This is a genomic window from Bradyrhizobium sp. LeoA1Lang (assembly GCF_055413685.1).
Genome location: NZ_JBVAPG010000049.1, coordinates 33,884 through 53,224, shown reverse-complemented (window position 1 = coordinate 53,224; position 19,341 = coordinate 33,884). Strand labels below are relative to the sequence as shown.

General features: G+C 62.6%; 16 protein-coding genes and 1 pseudogene. 5 read left to right on the top strand and 12 right to left on the bottom strand.

Annotated elements, in window-relative coordinates; translation table 11 throughout:
- Positions 1-127, top strand: a pseudogene (locus ACZYOF_RS18445) (IS481 family transposase); the annotation flags it as partial.
- 98 nt (positions 128-225) lie between these two features.
- On the opposite strand, the gene ACZYOF_RS18440 reads toward ACZYOF_RS18445, so the two are convergent.
- The 4 genes from ACZYOF_RS18440 to ACZYOF_RS18425 form a co-directional block, all read right to left on the bottom strand.
- Positions 226-528, bottom strand: a complete 303-nt coding sequence (locus tag ACZYOF_RS18440) for a hypothetical protein (RefSeq protein ID WP_130583942.1) — start codon at positions 526-528, stop codon at positions 226-228.
- A gap of 211 nt (positions 529-739) precedes the next feature.
- On the bottom strand, positions 740-2,779 hold the full coding sequence (locus ACZYOF_RS18435; RefSeq protein ID WP_463716626.1) for an NAD(+) synthase: 2,040 nt from the start codon (positions 2,777-2,779) through the stop codon (positions 740-742).
- Positions 2,780-2,934: 155 nt separating this feature from the next.
- Complete coding sequence (locus ACZYOF_RS18430; protein ID WP_463716625.1) at positions 2,935-4,590, bottom strand: copper resistance D family protein; 1,656 nt, start codon at positions 4,588-4,590, stop codon at positions 2,935-2,937.
- Positions 4,591-4,592: 2 nt separating this feature from the next.
- Positions 4,593-4,952 (bottom strand): copper resistance CopC family protein, encoded by a 360-nt coding sequence (locus tag ACZYOF_RS18425; protein WP_282527380.1) that lies wholly within the window; start codon positions 4,950-4,952, stop codon positions 4,593-4,595.
- Between the two features lie 528 nt (positions 4,953-5,480).
- Between ACZYOF_RS18425 and ACZYOF_RS18420 the strand changes: the two genes are divergently transcribed.
- The 4 genes from ACZYOF_RS18420 (at position 5,481) to ACZYOF_RS18405 (ending at position 8,657) form a co-directional block, all read left to right on the top strand.
- On the top strand, positions 5,481-5,771 hold the full coding sequence (locus ACZYOF_RS18420; protein WP_130579905.1) for a hypothetical protein: 291 nt from the start codon (positions 5,481-5,483) through the stop codon (positions 5,769-5,771).
- 555 nt (positions 5,772-6,326) lie between these two features.
- Positions 6,327-7,463: a serine hydrolase domain-containing protein gene (locus ACZYOF_RS18415; protein ID WP_463716624.1), complete on the top strand. Its 1,137-nt coding sequence runs from the start codon at positions 6,327-6,329 to the stop codon at positions 7,461-7,463.
- A gap of 61 nt (positions 7,464-7,524) precedes the next feature.
- Positions 7,525-7,740, top strand: a complete 216-nt coding sequence (locus ACZYOF_RS18410) for a hypothetical protein (protein WP_463716623.1) — start codon at positions 7,525-7,527, stop codon at positions 7,738-7,740.
- Positions 7,741-7,826: 86 nt separating this feature from the next.
- On the top strand, positions 7,827-8,657 hold the full coding sequence (locus tag ACZYOF_RS18405; RefSeq protein ID WP_463716622.1) for a C1 family peptidase: 831 nt from the start codon (positions 7,827-7,829) through the stop codon (positions 8,655-8,657).
- On the opposite strand, the gene ACZYOF_RS18400 is transcribed toward ACZYOF_RS18405, so the two are convergent.
- From ACZYOF_RS18400 to ACZYOF_RS18365, 8 genes are all read right to left on the bottom strand, one after another.
- A complete protein-coding gene (locus ACZYOF_RS18400) occupies positions 8,603-9,367 on the bottom strand; it encodes a CGNR zinc finger domain-containing protein (RefSeq protein WP_463716621.1) in 765 nt (254 codons plus the stop codon). The genes ACZYOF_RS18405 and ACZYOF_RS18400 overlap by 55 nt on opposite strands.
- A gap of 246 nt (positions 9,368-9,613) precedes the next feature.
- Positions 9,614-11,065, bottom strand: a complete 1,452-nt coding sequence (locus ACZYOF_RS18395) for an aldehyde dehydrogenase family protein (protein WP_282527375.1) — start codon at positions 11,063-11,065, stop codon at positions 9,614-9,616.
- 59 nt (positions 11,066-11,124) lie between these two features.
- Positions 11,125-12,456 carry an MFS transporter gene (locus tag ACZYOF_RS18390; RefSeq protein WP_463716620.1) on the bottom strand — a complete coding sequence of 444 codons (1,332 nt, stop codon included), beginning with the start codon at positions 12,454-12,456 and terminating at the stop codon, positions 11,125-11,127.
- 74 nt (positions 12,457-12,530) lie between these two features.
- Positions 12,531-13,337: an enoyl-CoA hydratase/isomerase family protein gene (locus ACZYOF_RS18385; RefSeq protein ID WP_130579898.1), complete on the bottom strand. Its 807-nt coding sequence runs from the start codon at positions 13,335-13,337 to the stop codon at positions 12,531-12,533.
- A 31-nt stretch (positions 13,338-13,368) separates the two neighbouring features.
- Positions 13,369-14,913 carry an AMP-binding protein gene (locus tag ACZYOF_RS18380; RefSeq protein ID WP_463716619.1) on the bottom strand — a complete coding sequence of 515 codons (1,545 nt, stop codon included), beginning with the start codon at positions 14,911-14,913 and terminating at the stop codon, positions 13,369-13,371.
- Positions 14,906-15,424 carry a (2Fe-2S)-binding protein gene (locus ACZYOF_RS18375; RefSeq protein WP_463716618.1) on the bottom strand — a complete coding sequence of 173 codons (519 nt, stop codon included), beginning with the start codon at positions 15,422-15,424 and terminating at the stop codon, positions 14,906-14,908. Before ACZYOF_RS18375 ends, ACZYOF_RS18380 begins: the two co-directional genes overlap by 8 nt.
- On the bottom strand, positions 15,421-16,233 hold the full coding sequence (locus ACZYOF_RS18370) for an FAD binding domain-containing protein (RefSeq protein WP_282527370.1): 813 nt from the start codon (positions 16,231-16,233) through the stop codon (positions 15,421-15,423). The genes ACZYOF_RS18375 and ACZYOF_RS18370 overlap by 4 nt, the downstream gene beginning before the upstream one ends.
- On the bottom strand, positions 16,230-19,244 hold the full coding sequence (locus ACZYOF_RS18365; RefSeq protein ID WP_463716617.1) for a xanthine dehydrogenase family protein molybdopterin-binding subunit: 3,015 nt from the start codon (positions 19,242-19,244) through the stop codon (positions 16,230-16,232). The genes ACZYOF_RS18370 and ACZYOF_RS18365 overlap by 4 nt, the downstream gene beginning before the upstream one ends.
- Between the last annotated feature and the right edge of the window lie 97 nt (positions 19,245-19,341).

Below are 19,341 nucleotides of genomic sequence, written 5' to 3'. Positions count from 1 at the left end.
TGCCGACGAGCTTCCGATCTGGCTGCACCAATACAACTGGCATCGGCCTCACGGCGGTATAAAATCTCAAACGCCGATCAGCAGACTCGGTCTCACCGAGGACAACCTCTTGAGGCTCCACATCTAGAGCGTGATGACTTTTCTTCGAATCGTCATCCCACTCTAGCTCTTTGTTTGAGCATGATCTTTTTCGGAAAACCGGTCTCCACTTTTCCGGATCATGCTCTAGTGGCGTCCAGCGGCGGTGGCCTTGCGCGGCGTTGCGGGCTTGCCGTGTGGGTTGTGATTGGGGCCGTGCCGGCCGTTCGCCGCCGTCGGCAACTCGACAGGCGTGTGGCGCTGCTCCTTGGCGTCGAACACGGTTACATGAAGCTTCGGATGTCGCTTCTTGATCTCGATCGCGGCTTTCTCGGCGGCCTCGTAGCTTTCGTGCTCGGACTTCAATTGCCGATCGACGGCGACATGAAAAGGCTTCGTGAGCGATGGCTTGACTGACTTTCGAGCCGAACCCGCGACGTTATTGGCCATCGACGTTCTTACCGGCCCGATTCGGGTCGAGAAACCTGCTTTCCGTGAGGGACCGCGTTGCTTGCTCCTGGGCATTGGTCGACCCTTCTCAAGAACATGCCGGCATCTACGGACGGACACCTTCGTTCAGCCCATTTTCCGCTGCCGGAGCGTTGAGCTTGGTCAATAACAACGCAAATCAGCTTCGGCGGTGCCTATCGGTCTGTCGGCATCAGGCGGACGGAACGTTTCGTTCCAGATCCTCCAACCATGCCGCAGCGCTGGCGTCGGAGGGAGCGCGCCAATCGCCGCGGGGCGACAGGGACCCTCCCGACGAAACCTTGGGGCCGTTTGGCATCGCGGAACGCTTGAACTGGCTGAACGCGAAAAACCGCCGCAGGAAGACCTCGAGCCAGCGCCTGATATCGGCAAGCTGATAGGCCTTGCGCCGGTCGGTTGGAAACGCAGCCGGCCATTCGCCCTTGGCGACGTCGTTCCAGGCATGCCAGGCGAGGAACGCGATCTTCGACGGCCGGAAGCCGAATCGAAGCGTATAGAACAGATTGAAGTCCTGTAGCTCATAGGGTCCGACGGCCGCTTCCGTGCTCTGCGGGGTCTCGCCGGCCTGAACAGGCACCAGTTCAGGCGAAATCTCTGAGGCCAGAATGGCGCGCAACGTCTTTGCGACTTCATCGTCGAATTGTCCTGTCGCGATGACCCAGCGGATCAAATGCTGGATCAACGTCTTCGGCACGCCGGCGTTGACGTTATAGTGCGCCATCTGGTCGCCGACGCCATAGGTGCACCATCCGAGCGCCAGTTCGGAGAGGTCGCCCGTGCCGATGACGATCCCTCCGCGATAATTGGCGAGGCGGAAGAGATAGTCGGTCCGGAGCCCCGCCTGCACATTCTCGAAGGTGATGTCATAGACCGGCTCGCCGCGCCCCGCGGGATGATCGATGTCGCGGAGCATCTGCGTGGCAGCCGGGCGGATATCGAGCTCGCCGGCGCTCACCTGCAGCGCCTGCATCAAGGCCAGGGCATTGGCCTTGCTTTCGCTGCCGGTCGCAAAGCCCGGCAGCGTGTAGGCGAGAATGTTCGATCGCGGCAATCCGAGAAGATCGATCGCCTTGGCGGCAACGATCAAAGCGTGCGTGGAATCGAGCCCGCCCGACACGCCGATTACCACGCGCTTCGTGCCGATGGCCCGCAGCCGCTGCACCAGGCCCGCGACCTGAATGTTGTAGGCCTCGTAGCAATCCTGATTCAGGCGGCTCTGGTCGCTGGGCACGAATGGGAAGCGTTCGACCTTCCTCGCAAATCCGATGTCCGTCATCGGAGGCCGTAGCGAGTAGCCGATCTTCCGATAGGCGCCGGCACTCTTCTGCCTTCGATTGTCGTCGAAGGTGCTCATCAGGGAGCGTTCCTGACGCAGCAGGTCCAGATCGATGTCGGCGATCGTGATCTGTCCGTCCTGGCGGAAGCGCTCACCCTCCGCCAAAAGCACGCCGTTCTCGAAAATGGAGGTCTGGCCATCCCAGGCCAGATCGGTGGTCGATTCCCCGATTCCCGCCGCAGCATAGACATAGGCGGCAAGGCAGCGCGCGGAGCAGGATCGCGACAGAAGATCACGCGACAGCGCCCGGCCGATCGTGATCGGACTGCCCGAGAGATTTGCAAGCACGGTCGCCCCGGCCAACGCGAGTTCCGATCCCGGCGTCACCGGGATCCACATGTCCTCGCAGATCTCCACGCCGATGGTCAGTCCCGGAACATCGTCCGCCGCAAAGAGCAGGTCGACGCCGAAGGGTGCGCGAACGTCGCCAATCGTGATCTCCAACCCGGTCAGTCCCGCGCCGGAGGCAAAGTGACGGGTTTCGTAAAACTCCCGGTAGGTCGGCAGGTACGTCTTGGGAACGACGCCGAGAATGCGGCCACGATGAATGACAACAGCGCAATTGTAGATCCGTGCCCCATGACGCAGCGGCGCGCCGACGATCAGGACCGTCATCAGCTCGGTCGATGCGGCCCGAATCCGCTCCAGCCCCCGCTCCACCGCATCCAGGAGCGGATCCTGCATGACCAGATCTTCGATCGCATAGCCGCACAGACACAGTTCGGGAAATACCGCTGTTGCCACCGACTGCCTGTGGCAGGCGTCGGCGGCCTCGATGATCGCGGTCGCGTTGGCAGCCGGATCGGCCACGCGGGACACCGTGACGCAGGCGGCGGCCCGGGCGAAGCCGTGGCGGTAGATCGAATGGAAACTCATGTGGCTCGGCTCCGTCCAGCAAGATCCGGTTGCAAGACAACTCCCCGGTCGATGCCGCGCCGTCAAGTCATCTCAATTGGGTCCAGTCTATTCGAACACGGGGCGGTGCCAAGCAGGTCTACCGATCGCCGCGAAACGTCGATTTGCCGTTTGGGTCAAGCCTCTCGGTAATCGAGCAGGATCAGCCCGACGAGGATGAATGCCACGGGCCAGATCCAGGAGGCGATCCGGCTTGCCCTGCCGTCGAGCCGCAGCTCCAGCCAGCGGGCCCATCCGGCGGCGATGCCGCACAGCGCCAGCGGCGTGTGGCTCATCTCGATCAGGAGCTGGTCCTTGATGTTGGCAATGGCGTGAGAATGGGTGAGCAGCAGTGCGCCGCCGATCGCGGTGGTCAGCGGAAACACCAGCGCCGCTTTGCTCTTCCTGAGCCCGCCGACCTGCACGCGCCACTCGAACAGACCAAACACGACGATCAGCAGCACGAAGATGCGATGCTGTGCGATCTCCGGATCGCGCAGCGATTCGAAAAAGCCGAACTGTCCGAGCGGCCACGCCGCTTCGTCGGCACGGAAGAACAGAAACATGGCCATGGCAAGAAACAGCAGCGGCCAGTGCCTCGCCCACCGGCCCCAGCGAAAATGCTGGATCAGGGCGAGAAGGCCGATGAGGATGACGAAGATCCCCGCCCAATGGTGGTTGAATTCCGACCAGGCGACATCCGCCGCGTTGCGGGGCAGGATCGTGCCCTCGCCTGGGACATAGGCCAGCGGTGCCGTTGTCCGCTGCGCATCGGCCGCAGCAATTTTTCTCTGCAATTCCGCGACGGTGAGCTTGTCATAATCAGGGCTTGATAGGCGGATCGGGAATTGCGGCGTGAACCGCTCGACGATTTCGGACCAGCTCACCCGGTCCTGGGCCAGATCGACGCCCGGCGGCAGCGACGTCAGCGAGGCGGCGGCAAAGATCACAGCCGCGCCGATCCCGATCTCCACTTCGGCGAACCGCTTCAGCCGGATGATCGGCGTTGAAGCGTCGCGGCGCAACCGGTCGACGGTAAAGAAGTTCAAGGCGCCCAGGGCGAGCAGCATCAGCAGCAGGCAGACCTTCGCGCTTGTCATGACGCCATAGGCAGTGCCGTAGATCGCTTCGAAGGAGCCGATATAGCCGATCGACATCACGATGCCGCCAACGAGGATGACGCCCACCGAAGCCATCGACATCAGAGAATAGCGCCGCCCGATCAGCTTCCAGTCAACCGGATCTTGACAGAGGTTGAGCGCAATCAGGAAGCACGGCAGGCCTCCGATCCAGACCGCGGCACCGAGCATGTGCAGCCCCCCTGAGACGAGGTAGGGCCATCGCAGGTCGAGACGACTGGCTGCGTGAGTGACCGAAAGCTGCGCGATCAAGATCACGGCGGCGAGGCCGACAAGAAAGAGAAGCCGTGATGTTTTCCACGACGCTCTTGCGAGAAGAGCAATGAGGAAGGCGCAAGCGGCGATCACGAGGTCCGCTCGTACGAAACCGGCCCCGGCGGCCTCCGCCCACGAAAGCTCGAGCGTGCCGACAAGCGCGAGCGCGTTAAGTACGAGCGAGCAAAGCGTGAAGATGCCCAAGAGGAACGAGCTGATAAGAAGAAATGTCCGGCAACGGCTGCCAGTCTTGGCGCTCTCGACGGAAAGCCAGGGCTCGAGCGGTTGCAGCAGCACAAGCAGGAACGCAAGCGTGCCGAGCGTGAAAGTCTGGCTCGTGAGAATCAGCCCCCGCAGAACGACGGACAGGAAGCCGAAAATGTCGAGAAAGAGCGACACGGCTATCGCACGGTGAACGGAATATCGCCGCGCGTGATGTGCCCGTCGACGCTCAGCACCTGCCAGCGCAGACGCCAAGCACCAGGGCTGAGACCTTTTGCCTCGGCATCCAGGGCATCGGGCGGCGAGTCGGCCGCCGGTGTGAGCCGCTGCTCTGTCCCACCAGCGCCGATCAGCGTCACTTTTGAACGATCGTGATCGATCCGACTGTTGAACTGCAGATGGATCGGCACGTTGCCGGCAGGCATGACTGCGTCAGCCGCGGGCGACGACTTGATCACGATGGCGTGCGCCGTAGCCTCTTGGAAAGAAAGCAAGAGAAGGAGCAGTGCCGAAAACGGTAATGGAATTCTGGGTCTCATGCGCGGCGGACTATTCGTGTGGAGAAGGCATGTAGTCTTTTCGGCGGTTCTCATGACCAAGCTTACTGACGTGGCTGTACGAACCAGTCCCATATCGCGATTGACATGCGTTCGTTGAATTCGGCGTCAACTATCCACTGGATATCGGGTAAAGACCGCGTGAACTCAGCGAAGGAGCGCCGAGCCGATTGGGCGGGAAACTCCGCTCACCGCATCGAAATGCGAAAAAATGATACGACATCGTTTTGTTAAGTCAAGCGCATTCCAACCGCCGCGGCCTTGAAGCAGCTAGCGTGACGCTGCCGGCACACAGGATATATGGCGCACCGTTTGACGGCTCAAACAACGGTACGCCAAACCACACTTCGGTTACGGATGTAGCCGCTCAGTCCGCGCGCGTCATGATCCGGTAGCAGAGCTAGCCAACATTTGACAGCACAGGGATCGACGAGCGGCGCACCGCAAAGCTGACGGAGCGCCTCATGAAGAGCTCTATCTGAGATCGGACGAAAGCCGGGTGCACGGATGATGTTTTCGGATCTAGCGTACTACCTGTTCACGGTCTTCAACGCTCTGCGGGTCATTTCCTATCTGCCGCAGATCTACAGGATCGCGCACGATACCAATGGTGCCTCAGCCATTTCCTATTCGACCTGGTTTCTCTGGACTGCCGCGAACGGATCAACGGCCGTCTACTCCTTCTCCAATCTCGGCGACATCACGCTGGGCTTGACCAACGGGTTCAACGCGCTGTGCTGTGTGATCGTCGTCGCGCTGACAGCGTTCAAGCACCGCCAGTTTCAATCGCAGGTCAGGTAGGACTGCGAGAGTCGACCACACTTGGCGTCCGCGAGTCCCAATGCGCGGTTCGATGTCGGACAGCTTGAGCGCCGAGCGGCAATCCATTCCGACAAGCGAGCCATTCAACCTGCATCACTCCGATCGCGTTTGTCTTTGTCGGGAGCTGGTTCCGTCGACCGCTGCAGCTAGCGAGGCAACAGACCCTATGGCGCGCCACGACGAAAGCATTCGGTACATATTTTCTTTGAATCTCATCTCCTGACGTTACCATCCGTAAGTTGTGCAGCCCGATTGTCCGCGCGACTACCCGAAAGGGTAGTGGTATTGAATCAGCGATGATCTAAAGTTGTTCGCTGAATAGCGCCAACCGAAGCACTCAAGCGCAAAGACCTTACAAAGTTTTCCGGCTACCGGCGACGCAAGTCGCCGAACAGAAGGATTGTGCCGATGGCCTTCCGGTTTCTCGCAAGTGGCGTCACGGCGTCGGAGGCACTCGCGGCGGCGGCGTTTCCTTAAACTGCAACAGATACGTCGCCTCAGCGTCTGAGGCTGGCACGCGACTGGAAAACTGCGATGCAGAACGCGAACGGAATCAGCGCAATAGTCGATCGCCTCTTTTCACCTCTTGTCGCACCTCTCGGGATCCCCGAGCCGAAGAAGTCCGTCGGAATCCTGGTCGGCGCGACGGTCGCCGGCCAGCGCTATTATTTCCGGTTCGGACAAGTCGACCTGCATGAGGGCGGCACCGGTTCGATTGAGGACACCGTGGTCTTCATCGGCTCGAACACCAAGGTGTTCACGGCAACGCTTCTGGCGCTCGCGGCGTCGCAGACCTCGGCGACGCAGGACACCCGCGTCACCGATCTGCTGCCGTCCGACATCATCCTGAAACAGCCCCACGGCGACATCCTGCTCTGGCACCTCGCCACCCACAGCGCCGGATTCCCGACTCCAGTATGCGGGCAGCGGCCGGCGTTCGGCGACTATCCGCTCTCGTCGCTGGGCGCATTCCTGAACGACTTCACGCCGCCTTATGCGCCCGGCAGACACTGGGTCTACAGCAATCCGGGCTTCGCGCTTCTCGGCGTGCTGCTGTCGCATGCCTATGCTGGCGGCAATAGCGCGTTCAACTGGGACGCGACGTACCAGAACTGGCCGGCGATTGTGGTCGACCGCGTGACGGCGCCGCTCGGGATGACGTCGACGCAAGTCAATTACAGCGCCGTGAAGGCGAAGGTCGCGCAAGGCTACAATTACGTCCCGCCCACGAGCCTGCCGCCGTCCTACAAGACGGTCGAGCCGCCGGACTGGGTGCTGACTTCAGCGGGGCTCGGCGCCGGCGCGCTGTCGTCGACGCTCGCCGACATGCTGACGTTCCTGGAGGCCGAAATCAGTCCGCCGGAGGGACATCTTGGCCTGGCGATGAGACAGACCCAGAAGGTCCACCCGCCGTCCAACGTGCTGTCCATGGGGCTCGGCTGGCAACTGTCCAACGACTACTTCGACAAGAACGGCGGCTTTGACGGCTACGAGACCTACATGGCCTTCGATGCCACGCACAAGGTCGGCGTACTCGTGTTCGGCAACACCAGCGGCGGCGCGGGCGACACGATCACGACCAGCGGGCGCATCCTGCTCGGCGAGCTGCGCAGCATCCCGGCGATGCCGTCGACATTTCCGACTCCGCACACAGTCCCGCAATGCCCGTGAGGCCGGAGATCGCACCATCGCGATCCCGACACGGTTTCTCATCGAAACGGAGCCTGACACCATGACGGATCATCGAGACCAATCGCTTCTTCAAGACAGCGCGTTGCCGAAGCATCTGCTGCAGGCCCGCGAAGCTGCAGCCGATCCCAATCAGGTGCAGCGCGCCACGCTGCGGCTCGTGCCGCGCTGCGGCGACGAGGCTCTACTGGCGCGAGCGAGCGCGGCGACGAGCCAAAGCCGGTCCCGGCGCAAGACAGCGGAAGCCGTATCACCATGACCGGTTCGCCGGCTGCAAGACCCCGCCGGGCGGCATGACCGCCCGGTCTCGTCCCGATCATTCCACATCACACAACGGAGGCTCTCATGTCGACGCAGGAAGCTGCTCTCAACGTCATCTTCAATCCAGGGTACGATCCGACAACCGCCGAGACCGGGCGCTCGATCCGGCCAGTGTTCGCCGGAGCGCTCCCCACATCTGCGACCGTCAATCCCGACTATCTGCCGCCACCGCAGGCGCAGGGCACGGCGCAGCACCAGGGCAGTCCGGGCAGTTGCGCCGCGTGGGCCTCGACCTATGGTCTTGCCACCTTCACCGCCGCTGCCGTGTCGAAGCAATCGCCGTCGACCGCGTCGCTGCAGGCGAGCCCGGCCCACATTTATATCCAAGTCATGAAGAGCTACGGCGTCAGCACCTGCAACGGCTCGCGGCTAGACTCCTATCTCGACCTTCTGACCCAGGCAGGAACGCCAAACTGGGCAACGGCGCCGTATTATCCGAGCTGCCCCGAGCTCTGGTCGAGCTATGATGCGAACGCGACCGTCGACGCGAGTTTCCAGATTCCCGGCTGGGCGATGGTGGACACGTCGGATCTCGATTCGATCAAGGCGGTGATCGCCAATGGCGGCGCGCTCTGCTACGGCACCGCGCTGAACGAGGGCTTCGGGAGCTACAACAGCACCTCGCCGAGTCCGATGACCGGCCCTTTCAACAAGGACAAGAGTCCGGACGGCAAGCTCGTCGGCCACTGCATGCTCATCATCGGCTACGACGACGACCAGCAAGCCATCCTGATCCAGAACAGCTTCGGCCCGGATTGGGGTCACCAGTGGAACGGCAGCGACGGCTATATCTGGATGAGCTACAAGCTCTTCCAGTATCTGGCGCAAGGGAAGGCAATGTACGTCACGCCCTGATCGCCGGACGGGCGCTGGATCGCGACGGAGGAAGTGCTGGCACAGTGCCCGCCGGGCCTCCAAGCAGTAGCTCGACGCGGCCGTAGCCGCAGCGAAGGCCGCCTACCCGGCTTGGGCGGCCAACGGCGCGCACGCCCCCGCGTTCTATCCACGAACATCAAGGTACAACGGTGTCCTTCGCAGGCCTTGACGTATTGGAAATCCTCCTCGCACACAAGCTGCGCCATCGCTTGCGCGATTGGAAGCAGCAAGGCATCAGGCGATCGCCAGCGGCGCTGACGGCTCCATGCCAACCCCGAAACTGGCGCTTGATCCCCATCTCCCTTCGTCGGCCTCTTCCGAACGGTCTCACGAGCAACGATCCGGCCAAATTCCTCGTCCCTGATGAGTACGCGGTTTAGCGGCTCCAGTTCCTGGAGAACTCTCGGCTTGAGAGGCTTGCCCTTATACGCCTTGACGAATCCGCGAAACCACTCGCGCAGTTTGCGCGCTTGAGCCGCAACTGCATCAAACTCCCCCGCTACCGCCCTTCTGCGCAGATCAGCGACGACCTCGGGCGGCACCAAATCGGCTTGCAGAAGCCATAAAATCAGGCCCTCGCCCGATCCGAGCCACTCAACCTCAATATCCAAAGGAGTTGCGAGCGTGTTCAGAAAATCCAAACCCACGGAATCCGCAACGAAGATCGGAGCAGGACGTTGATCAGCCATGAGAGTCACCCTTGGACCGCAACCAACAGAGTAACCATCGAAGTCGGTGTCGACAAGTTACCAATATGACTGGCTGTCCAGACGAGTGGCAGCTTCCAGGAATCGAAAGGGTGGCCGATGTGCAAGCCTCAAAGGGGCTAGCGGACACAGCCAGATCTGCGGCCTAGTGCCCGCAGCCGATTAGCAAGAACCAGCCTGCCGAGCCGCCGTCGATGATCACACCGTCAAAATGCAGTTCGTCGATCGCTAGACAGTGCCGCAGTTCTGATAGATGTGCTTGATCTCAAGGAAGTCGATCAGCGCATCGTAACCGTGCAGCCGGCCCAGTCCGCTGCGGCGGTATCCACCGGTTTCCGCTTCGGCGAACAGCCTGTTATGGTCGTTAATCCACACCGTGCCATTGCGCAAAGCGCGTGCGACGCGCATCGCGCGCGCGCCATCGTGGGTCCAGACGCTGGCAGAGAGGCCGTACTCGCTGTGATTGGCGCGGACAACCGCCTCCTGCTCGTCATCAAATTTCTCGATAACGACGAAGGGACCGAATATTTCTTCCTGCACGAAGAACGCCGACGTGTCGCGGTGAGCGACCAGCGTCGGAGCCAGAAAGAATCCTTTGGCCAAATCGCCGTTCGGCCGTGCGCCGCGCAGCACAACCTCGTCGGCTGCAGCCGTCGCATCGGCTATGCTACGCGAAACCGCGGCAAGTGCGCCGGCATCGATCAAGGGACCCATGTTCGTTTCCGCCGCCAGGCCGGAGCCCAGCTTCAGCCTCGCGAGCGCGGATCCCAACGCCGCTTTCATCGCGTCATATCGCGACGCGTGAACGAGAATACGTCGCGCCGCCGTGCATTGCTGTCCGGCAATAATGGTTGCAGCGGCAGCGAGCTTTGGGGCGACTGCTTCGACGTCTGCATCTTCGAAGACGAGGCAGGCCGACTTCCCGCCCAGTTCGAGCGACAGCTTTTTCATGGTGGGCGCAGCCGCAGCCATGATGCGCTGCCCAGTCGCATTCGAGCCGGTAAAGCTGAGCACGTCGACCTCGGGCGAAGTGACGAGATATTCCGCCACGTCGTGACCCTGCTCGTTGACGAGATTAACGACGCCGGCAGGAAGCTGCTCGACTTCGCTAAGGCACTTGATGATCTCGGCAGTAACGAGAGCTGTCTGCGGCGCTGGCTTGATCACCGCCGTGCACCCGGCGGCAAGGGCCGGCGTCAACGCGCGGATAAGCAACACCGCGGGCGCGTTCCACGGAATGATCAGGCCGGCGACGCCTGCGGGCTCTCTCAGCATCGTCGAGAACGTCCCCGGCTCGACCTCGAGAACGTGGCCGGGGATGTGACGTGTCAATCCCGCGTAGTAACGAATCTCAGAGACGCTGCCCTCGATCTCGCCGCGGGATTGCGCGAGTGGCTTCCCGTTCTCCAGCGTGAGAAGGCGCGCCAGTTCGGCACCGCGCCGCTCCATCCGGTCCGCCCATCTCAGCATGACCAGCTGGCGAAGCCGCGGATTCTGCGACCAATCCGCGCGCCCGAAAGCGCGGCGTGCGGCCGATACCGCCGCTTCCGCATCTTGCTTTCCGCCGGCCTCGACGCGGCCGATCACGGCCTGATTGGAGGGATCGATGCTCGGCATCGTTTCACCGGAGGATGCCGGTTGCCAGACGCCGTCGATCAGATTGAGAGCATGAAAAGACATGATATCCGAACCTAACTTTCGATCGTGGCGGCGCGGCCCGACCGCGCGGCCACTAGTCCTCACTTGAAGTCGCCCTTGGTCTCTGGGATCACGATTGCTCCGATCAGGTAGATCGCGAACACCGCAACCGAGAAGATGGCGAGCGATGTCGGAATCTGCGCGGTGCCGGCACTCACCAGCGAAACGAAGGTCGGCATCATACCGCCGAGCGCAAAGCCAATGTTCCAGGACAGCCCTGTACCGCTTGCACGCACCGCCGTCGGAAAGCGCTCGTTCAGGAAGATCAGCACCGGTGCATAGCCGGCATTGCCGATGAAGGCGATCGCAAGCGCATAGAGCGTGATCTGCGTGATGTCCTTCGTCGCAGCAAGGCCCAGATAGCACAGCGGAAGCAGCACGATGGCACCTGCTCCGACCAGGAGAAAGGTTTTCTTCCGCCCTATCCTGTCGCTTAGCGATCCGATCAGAACAGCCGAGAAGAACGACGAGACGCTGGCGCCCATCAGAATCAGCGACGAGGTCTGGTTCGGGATCGCGTTGATGATCTTCAGGAAGCTCGGAAGATATCCGGAGGTCAGATAGTAGCCCGCTCCGCCGCCGAACGTGATCAGGAGATTGAGCAGCAAGATCCTGCGATACTCCCCTGAAAAGATTTCCTTGACCGGAGCCTTGGGCACCTCTGCCTTACGTGTCGCCTGTTGCCGCTTTAGCTCCTTGAAATAAGGCGACTCCTCAAGGTTCTTGAAGATGAACCAGCCGAGCAAAGAGCTCAGCAGGCCGGAGAAGAACATGACGCGCCAGCCCCACTCCGCGAAGGCTTCACCGGGAAAGATCGAGGACGTGATCAGGAACACGAACGACGCCAGCAGCGCGCCGATCCCGGCGCCACCACCACCCACCAGACCAGACATCGCCCCGCGCCAACTTGCTGGCACGGATTCCGTGCCGATCGTATGGGTCGAGGCCACCACCCCGCCGACGAAGACGCCCTGCACCAGGCGCAGGATCAGGAAGATGATTGGCGCGATCACGCCGACCTGGGCGATCGTCGGCAGCACGCCGAACGCAGCCGTGCTGATGCCGACACCGAAAATTGCGACCAGCATGGCGCGCTTGCGTCCGTGCACATCGGCATAATGGCCGAATACGGCCGAGCCAAGCGGCCGCATCAAGAGCGTGACGGCGAACGATCCATACACTGCGGCGAGCGACAGCGCGGCGTTGCTCGACGGAAAGAACAATGCGCCGACGACCGGCGCGACGTAGAGCAGAATGAACAAATCAAAAAGATCGAGCGCCCAGCCGAGCACCGAGGCGATGATCGCGTTGACCATCTGTCGATTGTCTGCCGACGTCCGCACATTCGCGACCGACACGTCCATCTCAGCCATATTTTCTTCCCCGTTGAAGATTGCCGCGGCGGCTGACGGCCGTCCGCGGCGTTGTTAGCTGCGTTCTTTCGTCGTCAGCGCCCGACGAACTTGGGCGGACGCTTGGCGTTGAAGGCTTCGACGCCTTCCTTGAAATCCTCGGACTGACGCAGCCGGCTGTAGCAATGGCCCTCGAGCTCGATTGCGATCGTGAGCGTCGAGTCTTCGGTGTCGTTCAGGAGCTTCTTCGCGGTGCGCTGTGCCAACGGCGAGAAGGAGCGGAGTTCGTCAACCAGCCTGTCGGTTGCCTTCTCGAGTTCGGCGTCCGGCACGCATTCGGTTGCAATCCCCCATTCGAGTGCCTGTTTCGCCGAAATGCGCTTTGACCGCATCACGATGTCCTTCGTGCGCGTAATGCCGACCATTTTCTGCAGGCGTGCCGACCCGCCCGACCCCGGGATTTGCCCGAGCTTCTGTTCAGGCAGAGCGTATTGTGTGGTCTCGGAAGCGATGCGGAAGTCGCAGGCGAGCGACAACTCGAATCCGACGCCGAAGCAATAGCCGCGATTGGCGACAATCACCGGCTTGGCGCAACGCGCGGGCGCCGCGATATTCCAGGCCAGTTTTGATACATGCTCCGGGCTCGCTTCCATGAAGCCGCCGATATTGCCTCCACTAGAAAAATGGTCGCCCTCGCCCCGCAGCACGATGACGCGAACGCGCGGATCTTCATCGAGCGTCTCAAAGGTCAGCCGTAGCTGGTCGCGCTGCGGCATCGAGACGACGTTATAGGGCGGCCGGCCGAGGATGATGTCGGCGCGCTCATGCGCCTCGTCGATCTCGACCTTGAACCCATCGAGCTTGGCGAGACGGGGGTCGGTAAAGCTGTACGGTGACGGCATGTGGTTGTTTCCTTTCGTTGGTGTCGTGTGATCAGGCTGCATCCGAGGGCGGCAGGCGCTCGGCTTCATATTCTCCGGCTACGAGCAGACGCCGCAGCAGCTTGCCGACCGGCGATTTTGGAATGGCGTCAACAAACACGTAGCGCCGCGGACGCTTGAAATTGGCAAGACCTGAGGTGCGGCAAAACTGCTCGAGCTCCGCCTCGGACACTGGTCGGTTGCGCCTGACGAAGGCGGCGACGATCTTGCCCCACTTCTCGTCGGCGAGACCGACCACCGCCACTTCGGAGACCGCCGGATGCAGCGAGAGGCAGCTTTCGATCTCCACCGGCGAGACGTTCTCGCCGCCGGTGATGATCATGTCGTCGACACGGCCCGTGACGAACAGGTCACCATCGGAATCGACGAACCCGGTGTCTCCGGTAAAATACCAGCCCTCGCGCAGCGCCTTGGCGTCGGCCTCCGGCCGCCGCCAATAGCCCTCGAATGCCTCGTCGCCGGCGAGCAAGGCGATGATCTCGCCCTCTTCGCCCGGTGCGGCAAGTTCGACGGCCGAGCGGGCATTGATCCGCACCACCTTGATATGCTGGTTGATGCCGGCCTTGCCGGCCGAGCCGGGCTTGGCCGGTGCGTTCTGATCGATGGTGAACGTGTAGATCTCGGAGCTGCCGTAATGATTGACGAACAGGTCCGGCTTGAACAGCTCGCTCAACTTCTTGAGCAAACCGTCCGTCATCGAGGCGCCGGCAAAGCCGAGCTTTCGCACGGTCGATATGTCTATCGCCGGGAACGCCTCGTGGTGAACGAGGTCGTGATAAAGGGTCGGCACCAGATAGAGATTGGTGATCTGCTCGCTCTCGATCAGGGCCAGCGCCTGGCGGCTGTCGTAGCGCGGCAGGCAAATGAAGGTGCCGCCGATCAGCGACATCGCGAGCAGAGAGCGCACACCCATGGTGTGATAGAGCGGCATCACGCCGAGCGTGCGCTCGTTGCGACCATAGAGATTTTGCGCGACATGCGCGACTGCCGCCGCGCGCTCGGCGCGATGGCGGCGTGGCACGCCCTTTGGTCTCGATGTCGTGCCCGAAGTGTACAGCATGATCGACCATGCATCAGCACCGACCCGAGGCTCGGCACCGGCAGCGCCGCCTTCTACCATGTCGGCAAAGGTCAGATCTCCGTCGGCACTCATGCCGACCGCAATACGTTGCAGGCCGGCGGCGCGTGCGGAGTTTTTCACGGCGTTGGCGGAGACATCCTGATAGAAGACGGCGCAAGCTTCCGCATTCTCGATGCAGAAATCGAGCTCGTCGGCCTTGGCGCGCCAGTTGATCGGCGTGATGACCAGCCCGGCAAACTGGCAGGCCCAGTGCAGGGTTGCAGCCTCCCAGCGATTCTGCAGTAAGGTAACCACGTGATCGCCGGGCTTCAGCCCGATGCGGTCGAACGACCCGACGAGCGCCGAGATCCTGCCGTACCACTGGCGATAGGTAAGGCGGAGCGAACCATCAACCAGCGCAAGCGCATCGGGATCACGTGCAACGCTTGCAATGAAACTGCTGCCGAGATCAAGCATCTGATGTCTCTTCGATGGAGGTGCCAAGTTCGGCGGCCGCTTCCAGTGCCGCATTGACGATCGGGGTGTAGCCGGTGCAGCGACAGAGATGGCCGCTCAGGAGATCGCGGATATCGGCTTCGCTTGGCGCCGGATGCCGGCGCAGGTAATGGTCGAGCGACATCAGGATGCCGGCGGTGCAGAAGCCGCATTGCAAGGCGTGGTTGCGGCGGAACGCTTGTTGCAGGATGCCGAGCCGATCGGGCGACGGAGCAAGCCCCTCGACGGTCTGGACCTCGCAACCATCGGCCTGCACCGCCAGCGTCAGGCAGGAACGCGTGAGCATGCCGTCGACAATGACCGTGCAGGCACCGCAAACCCCGTGCTCGCAGCCCACATGGGTTCCGGTTGCACCAATCTGCTGGCGCAGGAAGTCGGACAGCAGCATGCGCGGCTCGGCTTCGGCTTCAACCGGCCTGCCGTTCAGCTTGAAGCGAACCGGATGACGGCCATCGGCGCTGAGACGGGTCATTGCAGCACCTCGCGCACCAGATCGCGACCGATGATCCGCACCAGATCGCGCCGATAGCGCGCGGTCGCGTGCACGTCGTCCCGCGCGTTGAGCTCGTAGGCAAAGCCGTTCAGCGCGTCATCGAGCGCGCTTCCGTCCAGGCGCGGCCAGTCCCGCGCCATCGGGACATCGGCGACGCCGCCGACCGCTAAGCGGACCCCCTTCGGAGTTGCAACCGCCGCACAGGCCACTATGGCGAAATCACCATGACGGCGGGCGACTTCGCGAAATGCGCATCCGCCGCCCGGACTTGGAAACGATACGGCTTCGATCAACTCGTCCTCGGCGCGGGCGGTCGCCATCATGCCAAGAAAGAACTCGCTTGCTGCAACCCGTCGGTGCCGCCGCGCATTGCGCAGATGCACCTCGCCGCCGAGGGCGATCAGCGCGAGCGGCATCTCGGCGCTCGGGTCGGCGTGTGCAAGCGAACCGCAAATAGTGCCGCGACTGCGCGTCTGGACGTGACCGACCCAGGGCAACGCCAGCGCAAGCAGGGGCAAAGTCCGCGCCAGCTCCGGCCATGCGAGCAAGGCGGCCTGGCGCACGCCGGCGCCGATCGTCACCACTCCCGCCTGCTCTTCGATGCGGTTGAGCTCCTTCAGCCGCATGATGTCGATCAGGAGTCTTGGCTTGGCGAGGCGCATATTGAGCATTGCCATCAGCGATTGGCCACCGGCCAATACGCGGGCATTGCCGCCCTCTTTGGAAAGTCCCTCAAGGACTTCGTTGACGGATTCGGCGCGGACATAGTCGAAGGCGGCTGGTTTCATCGTCGCCCTCCAAACAGGCTTGCGAGCTTGCTGAGCAGGGCAAACATCGAGAAGCCGCTTGCAGGCGCTCCACCGCCGGCGTGGCGCGCTAGTGCCGCAAAAAATTGTCCGATGATCACGCGCGTCGCGCCGTCGAGCAAGCGGCCGCCGATGCTGGCCACCTTACCGCCGATCGCTGCGTCATAGCTGTAGCGCAGCCGTGTACCGCCTCTGTCGTCGGGCTCGAGCGTGATCCGTCCCTCGGCGTGACCGAAGCCGAGCGCCCCCTCGGCTTTCCCGCGCAACGTCACCGCATGCGGCGGATCGAGATCAAACAATTGTACATCGGCGCGATAGCGTCCGCTGACCGGCCCGATACCGAGCGTCACGTCGGCGCGGAAATGCGTGTCGGAGACCTTGTGGACCTGCTCACATCCGGGGATCACAGCCTGCAATGTCTGGGGATCGAGCAGCATCGTCCATACCTGCTCCGGCGCCCTGTTGACGGACGCACTGCCCTCGCCGCGCAGCCGGCGGTCTCCTTCGCGTGTGAGCGCCGCCCTCGATTGTCCCGTCGGCGGTTCGGGCTCCGGACCACGCACCAAATCGGCAACCTTCGCCGGCACCAGCGGCAGCGTGACGTCGGGGAGCCCGAGCGCATCGGCCACGGCATTGGCGATGCACGCCGGCGTCGACATGCAGTTGCCTTCGCCGACGCCCTTTGCCCCGAGCGGGGTGAAGGGCGACGGTGTCTCTATATGGATGATCTGCGGCTCGGGGACTTCGGTCGTCGTCGGCAGCAAATAATCGGCAAACGTTCCGGTCAGAAAGCTGCCGTCGGCGGCATAAGCGTATTCTTCATAGAGCGCCGCGCCCAACGCCTGCGCAAAGCCACCGCGGATCTGCCCATTTACCATGCCCGGATGCAGGATGGTGCCGCAATCGTGCATGGTCACGTAGCGATCGATACGGGTCTCAAACGTCGTGCGGTCGATCTCGACGCCGCAGAAATCGAAGATGAAGCCGTGGCAGAGCGAGGAATTAATGCGATCCTGATCGTCCGGCGGGGTCAGCTCCGGCGGCGTCCAGAACACGGTTTCGCGGATGGTCTGGCCGGCATCATCAGGCAATGAGCCCGGCGACCAATGGCAGAGCGCCGCGACTCTGGAAAAAGCAACGCGGTTCTCCAGATTGTGCTTCGACGCGACGAAGCCGCCGGCGAACACGATATCTGCCGGCTCAACATTCAGTTGGCTCGCGGCGACGCGCGCAAGACGGGCCGCGGTTCGTTCAGCCGCCAGCTTGGCGGTCCCGGCTACGGCGGCCGCAAACCGGCTCGCATAGTTGCCGGAGGCGATCGACCAGGCATCCTTGCCGGTATCGATCTCGGTATTGACGCGAACGTCCTGCGGCTTGAGGCCGAACACATCGGCCACTACCTGCGACAGCACCGTACGATGACCCTGCCCTTGCGGCACGGATGCGACATGGACCGTGACGCCCCCGACGGGATCAAGCGCGACGGTTGCGGTTGCCTGCGCGCCATTCTTCGGTCCGGCCTTGCGACGCTCCGCCGCCGTAAGCACGGTCGTGATGTAACCCATGTTGGAGACGCTGGGCTCGACGACAGCGGCAAAACCGATGCCATAAAGGCGGCCTTGCGCTCGCGCCTCATCGCGTCGCGTCCTCAGTTCTGCGAGTTGTCCGTGCTCGACAGCCCTGGCGATCGCCTCCTGATAGTTGCCGGAGTCCAGCAGCGCGCCGGTCGCTGTGCGATAAGGGAAGGCGTCGGCCGGAACGAGATTGCGCTTGATGACATCGAGCGGATCAAGGCGCAGCCCGATCGCGATCCGCTGCACCAGGCGCTCGAGCGCGAAGTAGACTTGCGGTCCGCCAAAGCCTCGGTTGAGGCCGGTCGGCGTCTTGCTGGTGACGATGACGCGGTTGCGCACTTTCACGTGGCGGATGTCATAGGCGCCGGTGAGGTTGCCGTGCATGCGGTAGAGCGTAGCGGGTTCGGGCGCGCGCAGGTGGGCGCCGCAATCCTCGACCTGGTCCCAATCGAGCGCGAGGATCTTGCCATCAGCGGTGACCGCGGCTGAAAGCGTCGTGGCGCGGTTGGTCGCCGAGACCGAGGCCGTCAGATGCTCAAGCCGATCCTCGATCCACTTCACGGGGCGCCCGACGGCGCGAGAGGCCGCGCTGATCAAGACGATGTAGGGAAAGACACCCTGCTTGACACCGAAGCTGCCGCCGGAATCCGGCGGAGTGCGCAGCCGCAGCCGATTGCCCGGTACCTTCAGCGCACGCGAAATCACGGTGTGAATGCTGAAGGGGCCCTGGAAATTGGCGAGGATGTCAAAGGCATTCTCAGCCGCATCATAGGTGGCAATGACACCATAGGTTTCGATTGGCGTGCAGGAATTGCGCGGATAGCGGATGTCGATTGAAAAGCGATGCGTTGCTTCGGCAAACGCCTGCTCGGGATTGCCGTAGGAAAAACTGCGATCGCTGGCGAGATTGCCGGGAAAGCCATCGTGCAGGACAGGCGCATCGGCTGCGAGCGCCGCCAACGGATCGACCACCGCAGCGCGCGGCTGGTACTCGACATTGATCAGTTCGATCGCATCTTCCGCTCGGGCGCGATCGCTCGCGACGACCACGGCGACGGGCTCGCCGACATAGCGAACCCGCTCGATCGCGATCGGCCAGCATTCCACCGGCGCCTTCACGCCAACGACGAGGCTCGAAGTCAGCGCCTTGACCTGCTCGCCGGTGAGGACAGCGGCGACGCCCGGCGCATGCCGAGCCAGCTCCGCGTCAACAGAGACAATATCGGCATGGGCATGTGGGGAGCGCAGGATGGCAGCATGCAGTGTCCCCGGCGGAGTGCCGAGATCGTCGATGAAGCGCCCACGGCCGCTGAGCAGTGCGGCATCTTCGACGCGCTCGATCGAACGACCGACCCAAGGCCGGTCTTCAGCCGTGTTCTGATCGACAGATGATGCGGATTGAACCGCGGCCTCCGCCATTCCGACGCTCCTCTCCACCGCGCTCTCCGACGCGGCGTGGAGCAGTTGTCAGAATGTCAGCCATGCGGGCCATACCGCCCGATCTCACGACCTACCA